General features: G+C 31.5%; 17 protein-coding genes. 9 read left to right on the plus strand and 8 right to left on the minus strand.

All coding sequences use genetic code 11. The annotated features are described in order from the left end of the window. Positions 1-231 precede the first annotated feature (231 nt). The 4 genes from QZZ48_RS09195 to gltX all read right to left on the minus strand — a co-directional run bounded on the left by QZZ48_RS09195 (position 232) and on the right by gltX (position 4,774). A complete protein-coding gene (locus QZZ48_RS09195) occupies positions 232-1,521 on the minus strand; it encodes a TRAP transporter large permease (RefSeq protein ID WP_294964698.1) in 1,290 nt (429 codons plus the stop codon). After that, positions 1,518-2,129: a TRAP transporter small permease gene (locus QZZ48_RS09200; protein WP_294964701.1), complete on the minus strand. Its 612-nt coding sequence runs from the start codon at positions 2,127-2,129 to the stop codon at positions 1,518-1,520. Before QZZ48_RS09200 ends, QZZ48_RS09195 begins: the two co-directional genes overlap by 4 nt. Before the next feature lie 2 nt (positions 2,130-2,131). Further along, complete coding sequence (locus QZZ48_RS09205) at positions 2,132-3,136, minus strand: TRAP transporter substrate-binding protein (RefSeq protein WP_294964704.1); 1,005 nt, start codon at positions 3,134-3,136, stop codon at positions 2,132-2,134. 249 nt (positions 3,137-3,385) lie between these two features. Beyond that, complete coding sequence (gltX, locus tag QZZ48_RS09210; RefSeq protein WP_294964707.1) at positions 3,386-4,774, minus strand: glutamate--tRNA ligase; 1,389 nt, start codon at positions 4,772-4,774, stop codon at positions 3,386-3,388. A 161-nt stretch (positions 4,775-4,935) separates the two neighbouring features. On the opposite strand from gltX, the gene QZZ48_RS09215 reads away from it, so the two are divergent. From QZZ48_RS09215 to QZZ48_RS09240, 6 genes are all read left to right on the plus strand, one after another. Beyond that, positions 4,936-5,313 (plus strand): response regulator, encoded by a 378-nt coding sequence (locus QZZ48_RS09215; RefSeq protein WP_294964709.1) that lies wholly within the window; start codon positions 4,936-4,938, stop codon positions 5,311-5,313. A gap of 14 nt (positions 5,314-5,327) precedes the next feature. Beyond that, positions 5,328-5,945, plus strand: a complete 618-nt coding sequence (locus QZZ48_RS09220; protein ID WP_294964712.1) for a chemotaxis protein CheC — start codon at positions 5,328-5,330, stop codon at positions 5,943-5,945. Then, the gene (locus QZZ48_RS09225) at positions 5,945-7,231 is read left to right on the plus strand and encodes a diguanylate cyclase (protein ID WP_294964715.1); all 1,287 of its coding nucleotides are present in this window, start codon (positions 5,945-5,947) and stop codon (positions 7,229-7,231) included. Before QZZ48_RS09220 ends, QZZ48_RS09225 begins: the two co-directional genes overlap by 1 nt. Positions 7,232-7,297: 66 nt before the next feature. Further along, a complete protein-coding gene (locus tag QZZ48_RS09230) occupies positions 7,298-8,134 on the plus strand; it encodes a peptidylprolyl isomerase (RefSeq protein WP_294964718.1) in 837 nt (278 codons plus the stop codon). Next, entirely contained in the window at positions 8,124-8,567 is a 444-nt protein-coding gene (locus QZZ48_RS09235; RefSeq protein WP_294964720.1) for a dCMP deaminase family protein, read from the plus strand. The genes QZZ48_RS09230 and QZZ48_RS09235 overlap by 11 nt, the downstream gene beginning before the upstream one ends. A 9-nt stretch (positions 8,568-8,576) precedes the next feature. Then, positions 8,577-9,128 (plus strand): iron-sulfur cluster assembly scaffold protein, encoded by a 552-nt coding sequence (locus QZZ48_RS09240; protein ID WP_294964722.1) that lies wholly within the window; start codon positions 8,577-8,579, stop codon positions 9,126-9,128. A gap of 22 nt (positions 9,129-9,150) precedes the next feature. Here the strand turns inward: QZZ48_RS09240 and QZZ48_RS09245 are convergent, their stop codons facing one another. Next, complete coding sequence (locus QZZ48_RS09245; protein WP_294964725.1) at positions 9,151-10,026, minus strand: GGDEF domain-containing protein; 876 nt, start codon at positions 10,024-10,026, stop codon at positions 9,151-9,153. A 108-nt stretch (positions 10,027-10,134) separates the two neighbouring features. Further along, positions 10,135-10,488, minus strand: a complete 354-nt coding sequence (gene arsC, locus QZZ48_RS09250) for an arsenate reductase (glutaredoxin) (RefSeq protein ID WP_294964726.1) — start codon at positions 10,486-10,488, stop codon at positions 10,135-10,137. Positions 10,489-10,542: 54 nt separating this feature from the next. Here arsC and QZZ48_RS09255 point away from each other — a divergent pair, with 54 nt between their 5' ends. From QZZ48_RS09255 to QZZ48_RS09265, 3 genes are read left to right on the plus strand one after another with little or no spacing between them, the layout of a single operon-like run. Beyond that, on the plus strand, positions 10,543-11,163 hold the full coding sequence (locus QZZ48_RS09255) for a hypothetical protein (protein WP_294964730.1): 621 nt from the start codon (positions 10,543-10,545) through the stop codon (positions 11,161-11,163). A 26-nt stretch (positions 11,164-11,189) separates the two neighbouring features. Further along, entirely contained in the window at positions 11,190-12,215 is a 1,026-nt protein-coding gene (amrS, locus tag QZZ48_RS09260; RefSeq protein ID WP_294964733.1) for an AmmeMemoRadiSam system radical SAM enzyme, read from the plus strand. After that, complete coding sequence (locus tag QZZ48_RS09265) at positions 12,212-13,093, plus strand: methyltransferase domain-containing protein (protein ID WP_294964735.1); 882 nt, start codon at positions 12,212-12,214, stop codon at positions 13,091-13,093. Before amrS ends, QZZ48_RS09265 begins: the two co-directional genes overlap by 4 nt. A gap of 46 nt (positions 13,094-13,139) precedes the next feature. On the opposite strand, the gene QZZ48_RS09270 is transcribed toward QZZ48_RS09265, so the two are convergent. Next, on the minus strand, positions 13,140-13,517 hold the full coding sequence (locus QZZ48_RS09270) for a hypothetical protein (protein WP_294964738.1): 378 nt from the start codon (positions 13,515-13,517) through the stop codon (positions 13,140-13,142). 7 nt (positions 13,518-13,524) lie between these two features. Further along, positions 13,525-14,016, minus strand: coding sequence for a hypothetical protein (locus tag QZZ48_RS09275; protein ID WP_294964741.1), 492 nt, complete (start codon positions 14,014-14,016; stop codon positions 13,525-13,527). Positions 14,017-14,367: the final 351 nt, after the last annotated feature.

Consider the following 14,367-nt stretch of genomic DNA (forward strand, 5'->3'; position numbering starts at 1 on the left):
TAACCATTTTTTGTAACTTGTTTGACCGCTTCTATTCTGAACTCTTCGCTATAAACTACTCTTGCCATTTTTAATCCTATTAAATCTCATAACACATTTATATTATTCTATCTAAATTACTGAATTAAAGTTTGTCTAGTTTATAGGGGACATTCCAGTTTTTGTCAAATGGGTGGTATGAGAAGTACACCCTTAGAAAATCTAAGAGTGTGTTTAAACTAAATTTATAATCTACGGAGTTCCAAACATAAGGTTTGGTAACCATAAAGAAATAGCTGGAATATATGTAACTAATATAAGACCAACAAAAATAGTTAGTGTCCAAGGTAATGTAGCAACAATAACATCTTTAATAGACATACCTGTTAAACCACTGGTCACAAAGAGGTTCAGCCCAACAGGTGGGGATACCATTCCAAGTTCCATATTTACCGTTAAAACTATACCGAAGTGAATCGGATTGATTCCAAGAGCAACTGCTACTGGAAGAAGCAGAGGAACCATAATCATAATAATCGCAGATGGTTCCATAAATGAACCAGCAAGGATTAGTAAAGCATTTACTAAAAGTAAGAACATATACTTATCAACGTTTGCTTCGATTAAAGTTTCCGTAATCATTTGAGGTATATTCTCTATAGTTAAAAAGTGAGCAAAAAGCATTGCATTTGCGATTATAAACATAATCATTGCAGATGTTTTAGCCGAATCTAAAACTGTAGTATATAACTCTGCCATTTTTATATCTTTATAAATAACTAAAGAAACAAAAAGTGCCCATACAGCAGCAACAGCCGCAGCTTCTGTTGGTGTAAAGATACCACCGTAAATACCACCGATAACAATAACAATTGTCATTAGTCCCCAAGTAGCATCTTTCATTTTAGAAAGTCTTACTGACCATGGTTGTGGCTCGGTTCTCTTAAAACCTAAGCGAACTGCACCGATATAAGTAACAAGCATCATCATAATACCAAGCATGATACCTGGAACAACACCAGCCATAAAAAGCTTACCGATAGAAACTTCAGCAGTAACTCCATAAACAATCATAACGATTGAAGGCGGAATTAAAATACCTAATGAACCAGCAGTTGCAATAGTACCAACTGCATATTTTTTAGGATATCCAGCTTGCATAATTGCACCGAACATGATTGATCCAATAGCAACAACAGTTGCAGGAGAAGAACCAGATACAGCAGCAAAAATAATAGAAGCAAAAATAGCTGAGATAGGAAGCCCACCAGGAAGGTGACCAACACATGACTTAGCAAATTCTATAATCCTCGTGGCTGAACTACCTTTTGATAGTAGATTACCCGCTAAGATAAACATAGGGATGGCCATCAGTGAATAATGTTCAACTTTCTCAAACATCATAGAAGAAATTTCAATAGGTGAAATATCAGTAAAAACCATCAATGCTGTAAATGTACTCGCTCCCAAAGCAATAGCTATTGGAGAACCAATTATCATTAAAACTAGAAATATTAAAAAGAGTAAACCAATACTAGTCACAGCATACCCCCAGTTTTTCTATTTACAGTATCAACAATATCTTTGATATGCTCTTTTTTTTCTATCTGGTCTAAAGTACATTCACCAATACTACTAACATACATTTCTGCCTCGCTTTCTTGAACAACTTTATCGTGAGGAGTTATTATAATTTCATATAATTTCTCAGAAACTCTAAATGCACCAAATAAAAATGAAATAGGAATAACCAAATATGGAATCCACATAGGTATTTCTAAGTCAATAGACATCTCTTCTATTTCTATAACAAACAATATATATTCATAACCATAATACGAAACAGCTAATAAAAAGCCGATTGTAATAATGTGAGAAATGATTAAAAAAGCTTTTGCTATGTAAGAAGGTACAATATCTAAAATAATTGTTACAGCGATATGAGCATCTTTTTTGAAACAGTAAGCTGCTCCAAAAAAAGCACTCCATAAAAATAGAAATACTGTTAATTCTGCTGCCCACGTTAGTGAAGCATCAAAAAGGTATCTTGCTACAACATTAACAAAAGCCAAAGCAACACCGGCACTAATGCCGAATACTGCGATAGATTGGTTAATGAAGCCAACAGTTTTGTCTAGAATACTAAACATAACTATTTTGTTGCTTGAGTAGCTTTAATTAAATCTTCACCAATTTTCTTTTTAGAATAGAATTTTGGATAAATTTTACTAACAGCACTTTTCCAAGCAGCAATTTGCTCAGGAGTTAAAGTATGCACAGTAAGTTTACCTGTCTTTTTAGCATATGCTTTGATTTTTTCTAATTGCTCATCGTTTAACTGTTGAGCATATTCTCTTTCTTTTATAGTTGCTTCTTTCATAGCTTGAGTTACATCTGCTTGTAAGTCACTTGGAAGAGAGTTCCAGAATTTTTTACTAGTTACAACTAGGTAACCTAAGTATCCATGATTAGTTAAAGTTAAATTCTTTTGAACTTCATGGAATTTTTTTGTATAAATATTAGAGATAGTATTTTCTTGACCATCAATTACACCTTGTTGTAAACCTGAATAAACTTCAGAAAACGGCATCATTTGTGGGTTTGCATCTATTGAATGAAATTGTGCTTCAAGAACTTTAGAACTCATAATTCTAAACTTTTGACCTTTAGCATCTTCAGGAACTAAAAGAGGCTTGTCTTTTGAAGTTGAAAGTTGCTTAAAGTGATTATCCCAAAAAGCTAAAGCATAAAAACCTTTTTTATTTACAAGTGCTTTAAGTTTGTCACCAACTGCACCATCTTGAACTCTATGTAAATGATCCATATCTTTAAATAGGAATGGTAAATCAAAAATAGCTAACTGTGGTACAAGTTTTCCAAATTTAGAAAAACTCGGAGATGCCATTTGAATAGAATTTAATCTAAGAGCTTTTAAAGCTGCACTATCTTTATACAGTTGAGAAGATGGATAAACTTGTACATCAATTCTACCGTCACTTAACTCTTCTAATCTCTTTGCAAAGAAATCTGCTGCTTTACCCTTTGGTGTATTAACACTAACTACGTGACTAAATTTAAGTGTGAACTCTGCTGCTACTCCCGATGTAGTAATTACTGCGGCTGCAACTATCCCTTTTAACAATTTACTCTTTAACATACTTATCTCCTTAAGTTTCTTATATAATATATTATAATCAAGAGATTGACAAAAATGTTTTTATTTTACAAAAAAGTCAAATAATTTTGACTTTTTTGATTTCTGTTACTAAATGCAACAGTTTAATAGCAATTAAAGAGATATATAATGAAAAGTTGTTTTACTTAGTGAGTGTTTTAGTCTAAAAAAAGTGAATAAGAAGCAGATATAGATTTATATGCTTCTTATTTTTATATGTAATTTTAACTTTTAAGAGTTAGCAGTTATAACGTTTGCAACTCTAAGCATAGTTTCTTCTTTTCCTATTACTGCCATTACTACATCTAATCCTGGACCGCCCATTTTTCCAAGAAGTGCCACGCGCAAAGGTTGACCAATTTTGCCAAAGCCTATTTCCATCTCGTTTACAACACTTTCCATTATGTGGTGGTAATCACTAGGAAGATGAAGCTCTTCACAAGTGCTTAGTTTTGCTCCAAAAGCATTTATAACAGCGATGGCATCACCTTTGAAAGCTTTTTTAACAGCTTTTTCATCATAAGAACTAGGAGTTGCAAGTATCTCTTTAGCTAATTCTGCCATCTCTTTTAGAGTTTTTGCACGCTCTTTTATTGCATCTAAAAGAATCTCTTTTTTATCATGAGAAGTTAGAACAAGATCATACTGAATAAGCAGTTGTGCTAGTTCATTATTTGAAGAGTTCTTTATATAATGAGCATTTAACCAGTCAAGCTTTTCAGTATTGTATATAGATGCAGACTTATTTATATCTTTTGGATTGAAAAGTTCAATCATCTCATCCATGCTAAAAATCTCTTGATCTCCATGACTCCAACCAAGACGAACTAAAAAGTTTAGTAGTGCAGCAGGGGTATAACCCATCTCTTTGTAAGCCATAACATCTGTAGCTCCATCACGCTTAGATAGTTTCTTTCCAGCAGAGTTATGAATCATAGGAACATGATTAAACATTGGTAAGTCCCATCCAAGTGCATCGTAAACTATTATTTGTTTAGGAGTGTTAGAGAGATGATCATCTCCACGTATAACTTCATTTATTCCCATTAGATGATCATCTATAGCTACAACAAAATTGTAAGTAGGTGCACCGTCTGCTCTAGCAATTACAAAGTCATCTAAGATGTCCTCAGCTTGAAAACTAACATCGCCTTTAACTCCATCTTTAACTATTATCTCTCCAGTTAAAGGTGCTTTTATACGTATAACTGGATCAACACCCTCTGGTGGAGTTCCATCAAAGTCACGATATTTACCATCGTACTTAGTACGTTGTTTATTTGCCATTTGAGTCTCACGAAGCTCTGTAAGTTCTTCTTTTGACATATAACATTTGTAAGCTTTGCCTTCATCTAAAAGTTGTTTAATATGTTTAGCATATATCTTATCTCTGTTAGATTGATAAGTTATCTCACCATCGTGCTTTAAACCTAACCATTGAAATGCTTTTAAAATAGCGTCTGTAGCCTCTTGCGAGTTTCTAGCTTTATCAGTATCCTCAATTCTAAGAACAAACTTTCCTCCATTTTTTTTAGCCCAAAGGTACGAAAAAAGAGCGGTTCTTAAACCACCAATATGAAGATAGCCGGTAGGGCTTGGAGCAAAACGTGTAACAACCATGAAAAAGCCTTTTATTTTATTAGTTGAATTTTAGACAAATCTTTGTTAAAGACGGGTAAAACGTCTTATTTTAGATTTTAAAATATATCACAAAAAAAAATCTAAGTATTAAGTTTTTTATGATAAAATTTATCAATTATAGTTATATAGTAAGATTAACAATGGAGTTTGCAAATTTGAAAGTATTAGTTGTAGATGACTCAAAGTTAGCAAGATTATCACTCATAAAATCAGTGAAAAATGTTGAGCCGGCTACAGAATTTTTTGAAGCAGAAAATGGTGCTATAGCGATAGAAGTATTTAAAAAAGAGAAACCTCGTGTAGTTTTCTTAGATTTAACAATGCCTGTAATGGATGGTTATGAAGCTTTGGTTGAGATAATGAAGATAGACTCAGACGCTCAAGTAATAGTTGTAAGTGCAGATATACAAGTGGTAGCTAGAGAGAGAGTTTTAAAGCTAGGGGCTAAAAATATGTGTCCTAAACCAATAAATAATGAAAAAATGCAAAATATTTTCATTAATGATTTAATCGTATAAAAGGCAATTAATTTTTGAATACTATAAATTTTAACGAAGATCAGATAGATGTTTTAAAAGAGTTTATGAATATTTCAGTTGGTCAGGCAACTTCCCATGTTGCTGAACTTCTTGACGCTTTTGGCACTATGCATATACCAAAAATATCTATTAAAGATATGAGTGAATTAAATCATATTATAGTTGAGAATATAGATAAAGATTCTAACTATTATGTTATGAAACAGCTTTTTTCTGGAAAATTTGGTGGAGAGTGTATTTTTATCATAAGTGAAAAATCTTCAAATAACTTGGGTTCACATCTCTTTGACATAGAAAAACCTTTAAAAGATGATATTACTGACGCCGTTATGGAACTAACAAATATAGTTACATCTTCTATTATAAGTCGTTTAACTGAAGAGTTAAATGTTGAAGTTCAGTTTTTTGCTCCAACGTCTAATTTTTTACAAGCAGCAAATATTGTAGATACTGATGATGTGAATACTTACTCAAAGATAATAGTTGTAAGTACAGAGTTAGAATTTAAAGATCATAATATATCTGCAAATATTTTTATTCTTACAAAAGATGAAGCTATTATCAGTTTAAGAGATTTAATAGATAAAAAAATAGAAGAGTTGTATTCATAATGGATGATTTAAAATTTCCTGAGATTTTGTTAAACTCTTTAGAAAATGGTCACTTTGTAATAGATGAGAATTTCACTGTAACTTACTGGAATAGATGGTTAAGTATAAATACTCAGATTACAAGCGAAGAAATAGTTGGAAAAAGTCTTAAGGATTTTTTTCCAAAAATTAATTATAAAATCTTACAACGTAAAATAAGAACAGCACTTAGATTGAGTACACCTACTTTTTATGACTCTAACTCTAACACTATTTTTATTCCAATAGTACGAAATAAAGTTACTAAAACTGCCTTAAAACTAATGCAACAACAGGTTACTATTTCTCCTTATATAGCTACAGAAAATACAGTTATGGTTTCTATTTATAATATTAGTGAACTTCATGAAACAAAACTTTCACTTGTAAAAGAGATAGAAAAGGTAAATGAGTTAAATGAGACACTAGAGCATAATCAAGATATTATCGATAAAAATATTATGATTATGAAGACAACTCCAGATGGAACGATAACAGATACAAGTAGTTTATTCTGTGAATTTTTTGGATACAAAAAAAATGAACTTATAGGTAAAAAAGCTTCTGTTTTAAAAAGTGGAAATCTTCCTAATTCACTATATAAAGAGTTATGGAATACTGTGACACATGAAAAATCTTGGAGTGGTGAAGTTGAAAACCTTACTTCAACTGGTAATAAAAAATGGGTTCAATCAAGGATAACTCCTATCTTAGATGATGATGGAGTTTTAATAGAGTTTAATGCTGTTTACCAAGATATTGAAAATAAGAAACTTATAGAAGAACTTTATATCACTGACCCTCTTACTCAAATTTATAATCGTAGATATTTTGATCAACTTATGAATACTATCTCTAAAAAACAGAGAAAAGCTGATACTGACTTTGTTATTTTAATTGCAGACATAGACCATTTTAAATCTATCAATGACACTTATGGTCATCAGGTTGGAGATGAAGCACTAAAAGATGTAGCAACTACTTTAAAAGGAACGCTTAGAGATAACGATGTTATCGCTAGATGGGGTGGAGAAGAATTTGTTATTATGTTGAGAAATATTGGATTAGAAGAAGCTCAGATGATAGCCGAGAAAATAAGAGCAAATGTTCAAACAACTAAAGTTTGTGACAACATAGATATAACAACATCTATCGGTCTTACTAAATATATTTTAGGTGAAGATACTAACCTTACTTTTAAAAGAGCAGATAACGCTCTTTTAAAAGCAAAGGCATCTGGAAGAAATTTAGTCCTTACTGAACTGTAGAGTTATTTTAGGCAACTGTTGGCTAAAAAGAGGTAAAATACTTCTTTTAAATTGACAGGATAATTAATGTACAAAATATTTTTAACTATTATGCTTACTGCTACACTAAGCGCTGAAATAGTAGCTGGAGTAGCTGTTGTTGTTAAAGGGAGTGCTATAACTCTTTATGACATCAATAAAGAGATGCAAACAGCAAAGGTTAGTTCTAAGACAGCAACAGATACTTTGATAAGAAAAGCTCTTGAAAAGCAAGAGATAAAAGAGAGAAAAGTATCTGTTAGCAGTGGTGAAGTTTATGATGATATCAAAAAAACAGCTAAGCGAAATAATCTGAGTGTAAGTAAATTTTACGAAGCAGTTAGAAACTCAAATGGTTTAAGTTCTGAGGAGTTAAAAGAGAAGATAAAAGATAGATTACTTTCTCAAAAACTTTACTCTTCTATAGCATATAGTGGCATCTCAGAACCAAGTGAAGATGATATCAAAGCATATTTCAAATCTCACAAAGATTCTTTTGTTCACTCAAGCGGATATAAAGCTACAATTTACAAGTCAAAAGATAAACAACAACTTCAAGAAAAGATTGATAATCCAATGTTTTACTCTCCTCAGATTGCCAGTAATGAACAAGAAATTCCTTATGATAAAATCTCTCCTGAGTTAGCATCTCTTTTAGAAAAAACAGCACTAAATAGTTTTACCCCTCCTATCCCAGATGGAAGTGGTGGTTATGTGAGCTTTTATGTCAAAGAAAAGTTATCTGCTAAAGATACAGGTTTAGATAGTGTGAAAAATCAGATTATAAACATGATAATGGCTGAACAAAGAGAACAGGTTCTAGGTGATTACTTCGCCAGACTTCGTCATAATGCAGATATAAAGATGATCAGAAATGTTAAGTGATGAAAACTTTATAAATATTGCAAAAGAGCTTGCAACTGCATCTAAGTGTGTATCTAAGCAAGTTGGTGCAGTTATTGTAAAAGACGGAAGAATTTTAAGCACAGGTTATAACGGAACACCTGCAGGCTTTACTAACTGTTGTGATCATTGGAATGGTGTGTACACACAAGATCATCATGAGTGGTCAAAGACTTATGAGATTCACGCTGAGATGAATGCTATCATCTGGGCAGCAAGAGAAGGCATTTCTATAGAAGGTGCTTCAATCTTTGTAACATTAGAACCTTGTAGTGAGTGTAGTAAAAACCTTATTGCAAGTGGTATAAAAAGAATAGTATATGCAAAAGAGTATGAGCATACTCAATCAGAAATTATTTCAAAATTTATTAAAGATAATGGTGTGATTATAGAAAAACTCTCACCAAAAATATAGGTGGAAAATATGCAAGAAGTTCAAGATAAAGAACAAGCAAAATTAGAAGCAGAAATCGGTAGACATATGATGCAACCGGAAAATTATGGCAAGTTAGAAGATGCAGATGGCATAGGTGTTGGTGTTGATAAAGCAACAAAAACTTACGTGATTATGTATATAAAAAGAGACAGCAGTCATATTACTGATGTAAAGTTTGGAACTAACTCAGCAACTCAAGATGCAGCTACTCTTGGCTCACTTTTAACAGAGATGATAAAGGGTGATGAGATAGTAAATGTACTTCTTACAGTACTTGGGCTAGAACAAGACCTTCAAGAAGCTTATGCAAATATTGCACCACCAAAGGTAGACACCTCAAAACCTGAGGGTGAACAAGTAGAGCATATCTCAACTGATCATCAAGACAGTGCAAATATGGTACTGACTTCTTTTAGAGCAGCTATGCGTCACTTTGATCGTAAGCAAGAAGGTATAGAAGAAGAACACTTTGAAATGAGCATAGCAAAGACTTGTCCATACTCAAGTGGTGACTGTACTTTCGTAGAAAAAGCTAAGTAGTCGGTTTTTAACTAACTCTTTTCTAAGAGTAGTGATATTGATTTTTTCCCATTTTCTTGGCCACATACATGGCCTTATCACTATTTTTTAGTATATATGCAAATTCATCACCGCCTAACCTAGCTACAAAATGATTTTCATCTGTTAAGTCAGTTAACCTTTTAGCTACTTCAATAAGAACTTCATCCCCTACATAATGTCCAAGTGTATCGTTGACTAATTTGAAACCATCTAGGTCTATAAAAAAAAGTGTAATAGGAATCTCTTGTGTTTCATATTTATAAAGTTTTTGCAATAAGTAGTGACGATTTGGTATGCTTGTTAATGTGTCAAATAAGGCTGTATATTTAGACTCTGCTAATTGGTCTTTTAGTTGTTTTTGTGCATCATGTAAACGACTTACAAGAACGTAAAAAAATAGGGGCAAGATAAATAGAGAAGATAAAATAGCATAAGCAAAAGATGGATTACTTGACCAGTATAAACTTGTGTTTATTAAAATAAAAAATGAGAAAAATGAGTATAGTGAGGCTACTATAAGGTAAGCCTTTCCAAAACGCATACCATTGCCCATAATATACCAAAAATAAAGAGGGAAAAAGAAAGTTCCAATTTCATTTAAAGAATACAACATAAGGGTTGTAAATGTAATGTCGGCCCAGATTGTAAAAATAATACGCCATTTTCTAAAGGCTGGATATTTGAAAGTTATCTTAAGATGAACAATTGAAAAAATAAAATAAACGCTCATTAGATAAATATATTGTGTCTGTATTAGGTTAAAAACAATCATAGATACTGTTATAGCAAGTGTAATTATTACTCTAGCGATTGCTTGTGATATTTCTTCGTTTGTAGATTTTAAATGATTTTTTATTATTTTTTTAAGGTGAATCATGCAATATAATAACATAAAGTATTTGTAAAAGAGTATGGATACTACAAAGACTTTCACATACTCAATTAGTGATTGTATTTAGATGTTAAAAGCTTAAAAAGTAAGCTTTTAACTAGCTATAAATTTAGCAATAATAGAAGTAGGTCTTCCTATAATTGCTTGTCCTTCTTTAAATATTACAGGTCTCTCAATCAGTTTTGGATTTGTAACCATAGCATCTACAAGAGCATCATAATCATTTTCTTCTTTGAGCTTTAATTCTACGTATATATCTTCTTTAGTTCTCATAAGCTCTCTAGGGCTCATTCCTAGCATAGTAAGTGCAGTTGTAATCTCATCTTTTGTGGGAGTAATTTCAAGATAGCTTACTACATTCTTTTCACATCCACTTTCTTCTAAAATAGATAGTGCTTCTCTAGATTTAGAACATCTAGGGTTGTGCCAAATAGTTACTTCAATCATATATATTCCTTTTTTGAGAGTATTTTACACTATAATTACTTCTAAGGAATGAAAATGAAATTGATATTTTTAGTAACCATATTAACAACGATGCTTTTTTCAAGTCAAAAGCAGATTATAGTCGGAAGTTTTTTACAAGAAAATAATGCTTTAAATGCTCTTGTAAGACTCAATAGTCAAATACTTAGCGATGATAAACTTTCAAAACTTATAAATAAAAACTCTATAGAAGTAGAGTTTAAAAAGATGGGACAATACAATGCAATATCTTTATCTCCATTTAGCAACTATGTACAGTTACTAAGGACTTTAAGAGCACTAGAGAGACATTATGGTGATGCTTATGTATTGGACAATGGGAAAAAGATGACAATGACTGAAGTTGTTAGTAAAGTAGAAGTCCAAGAGATGCTTGCACCGATTGAAGTAGAAACTAAAGTAGTTGAAAAAATTGAAAAAATAGAAGAAAAAATAGAAGAAAAAATCAAAACTGATGATGTTATTATTGAAAAAAAAGTTGTAAAACTAAAAAAAGTTGTTCCATATGTGAAAGAAGAAAAAGACTATACATATGAGATAGTTTTATCTCTTTTAGTTTTACTTGGAGCTGGCTTTATTATTTTTAAAACATCTAGAACAAAGAAAAAAGATGTACTTGAAGAAGAGTTAACTTAATAACTTTCCTGTAAAAGGATAAGAAAATGTTAGAAAAAGCATGGTTGAGTAGAGAGCTAAAAAATACAAAGATCATGTGTGAAGCCTGTTCACAAGCTTGTGTGCTTAGTGAAGGTGAGTATGGCATCTGTGGTGTTAGAAAGGTAGAGAATGGAGAACTTAGGCTTCTTGTATATGGGCTAGTTGCTGCTGTAAATGTTGATCCAGTAGAGAAAAAGCCTATGTTTCATTTTTTACCAAAAACTAAAACTTTTTCTCTTGGAACAGTTGGTTGCAATCTCTCTTGTAGCTTTTGTCAAAATCATGAAATATCTCAGTATACAAAAGAAAATGATAATAAAATTACAGGTCAAGAACTCTCTTCTGAGTCTATAGTTGACCTCGCTATAAAAAATAATTCTAGCTCGGTATCATACACTTACAACGAACCAATTGTTTTTTTTGAGTACACCTACGATACGGCTAAACTAGCACATGAAAAGGGACTTAAAAACATCTATGTGACAAGTGGTTATGAAACCCATAAAGCTATAGATTTGCTTACTCCATACATAGATGCGATGAACATAGATATAAAAAGTTTCAGTGATGAATTTTATAAAGAGATATGTGGAGCAAGGTTAAAACCAGTTCTACAAACTCTAAAGTACGCTCATGAAAAAGGAATTTGGGTGGAGATAACTACTCTACTTATTCCTGGTAAGAATGACTCCGATGAAGAGATTAGAGATATTGCAAGATTTATTGCTAGTATTGATACTTCTATACCTTGGCATCTATCTGCTTTTCATCCGACATACAAGATGTTAGATATTCCTAGAACACCTGAGTCTACACTTGTTCGTGCATATAAAATAGCACAACAAGCGGGACTCAAGTATGTTTATATAGGTAATGTTGATAATGAAGATTTTGAATCTACATACTGTGCAAACTGTAAAAAAAGAGTAATAAATAGAAGTGGAAATATAGGTCAATTTGTGAATAATGAACTTGATGAAAATGGAGTTTGTCCTTATTGTAGTTATAAACTTGAGGGAATATGGAAATGAAGATAGATTTAAAACAAAAGAGTTCAAAAGATATACTAGAGTGGTTTGAAAATCATGAAGTTAAAGCTTCTGAGATAGTTGAGTTAAAAATTTCAACAGATGAGTTAGAGAGTATAGGCTATAAAGCTTTTGTTGATTTGGCACAGATGTTTTTTATGAAGATGCTAACACCAAGTGACATAGATGCCAATAGTTTGACTTTAAGATTTGAGAAACTAAATCTAGATAGCTCTTTTCATAAAACTGACAAAAGTAGTGAAAAGTATGGAGTAGATAGTGAGTTTTTCACTATAGATAAAACAACACAATTTAGTTTTCTTTACCATTATAGACAAGCTCTAAAATTTATAAATATCCAAAACAAAAAAAGAGTTTTAAACCTTGGGGTAAATAGAGGTGATGAGTTTAGAGTTATACAAGAACTACTTAGTGAAGATGAGTTTATGGTAAAAGAGTTTCTTGGTATAGACTACTCTGCATCTGCGATAGAATATGCAAAAAAAGATTTCCCTAATTCAAATGTAGACTTTAGATGCCATGACATAAATGCGTTAGAGGATTTAGGACTACAAGATTTTGATCTTATAATATCCATTGGAACTCTGCAAAGCTCAAACATAAACTTTAACTCTACATTTATGTCTCTGTATCAAAACCACTTAGAAAAAGGGGGAGCTATAATTCTTGGTTTTCCAAATTGTAGATGGATTGATAGCGAGATGATTTACGGAGCAAAAGCACCAAATTATGCATTTTCAGAACTCAGTTTGGTTTTAAAAGATATACACTTCTGCAAAAAATATCCTCAACAAAAAAAGTATAGAGTTACCATAACAGGGAAAGATTATCTATTTTTAACCGCTAGGAAGATTCTTTAGTAGTCTAATAGTTCATTTTAATTTTACTTATTGAATTATTAGTGCTTCAATCATCACGAAAAAAGTATTCCCTGTTACACCATGTCAAATCTTCAATCCATCTTGCATCTATTTGAGGATTATTAGAATATTTATTTTGTATATGCTTATGAGATTCTCTGTTTGATAGGCAGTATATTTCTAAAGATATCTCAGTTAAAATTTGAACTTTTCTGTTATCAACTTCTAAAGCTTTAGATGGATTGAAAGTTACTTCTTTTTTTATAGCTTTTGATTGTTTACTATAGATAATAACAGTTGTTGAAGTATCCTTATAGGATAAAGTAAAATATTGTTTAAATGAGATATAAGTGTCTTTTGAAAAACTTTCAGGATATGTATTGGTTTTTAAATAGTACGTGTCAAGATTGGAACCAATTTTCATAAAATAATTATTTTTTCTTATAGTTTAGAAGATAATCATCAACCATTCTTAACTTCAAACTTTTACTCAATCCTCTATGAATTTTAATGAGTATTTTAAGTGGAAAAAAAGTTCCACCATCTAAAGTATTTGTTGTATTTGGAATCTTGAAAGCTTTATGCTTATTTCTAGTTAAAAGATAAGGAAGATTTGCTCTTAGACTTCTGCAAGCAGCTCTAACTTTATAATGAGTGTAGTATGATTTTCCTGTTTCTAAATTTGTACTTTTTTCTTCTATAAAGTCTTTATACGTATCATGCCATTCATCTAACTTTTTAGTGAAATTCACTTCATTGGTTTGAGTAAGTCGATACATGATTGTCTTCAAATCTTTTCCAGCTTGTAATCTAGGTCGTTTTGTTATATATCTTCTTACTGTTTTTGCTTGATGAAAGTGACACATTTGTATTGGAAAATCTTTAAAGACCTTGTGTAAGCCTCTTTTACCATCTATTGTCACTGATAGTATTGTATAGCCTAGTTTTAGAAGTTGATTTAGTAACTGTTTGTAATCAGCTGATAATTCACTCTCAATATGTTTTGATAAAAGTATCTCTTTGGTAATATTATCTTTGAAAACAAGCGTTCCCAGTTTGTCTTTTCTTTTGCCATAAAATGTAGCATCACATACTAAAACTATTTCTCTTGGTTTATGAGTTCTTATCTCTGGTTCATATTCAAATATTTGCTTTTGAATCCATCTAGAACTTCTTTAATATTCTTCTGCTAAATCACTGAGTGTTTGTCTCTTGTAAATATACTTTTTGAAGATAATTTCTTGGAGTTGTTCGGGTCTTCTTTTTGATGAATA

The organism is Sulfurimonas sp., from assembly GCF_016744025.1.
Classification (GTDB): domain Bacteria; phylum Campylobacterota; class Campylobacteria; order Campylobacterales; family Sulfurimonadaceae; genus Sulfurimonas.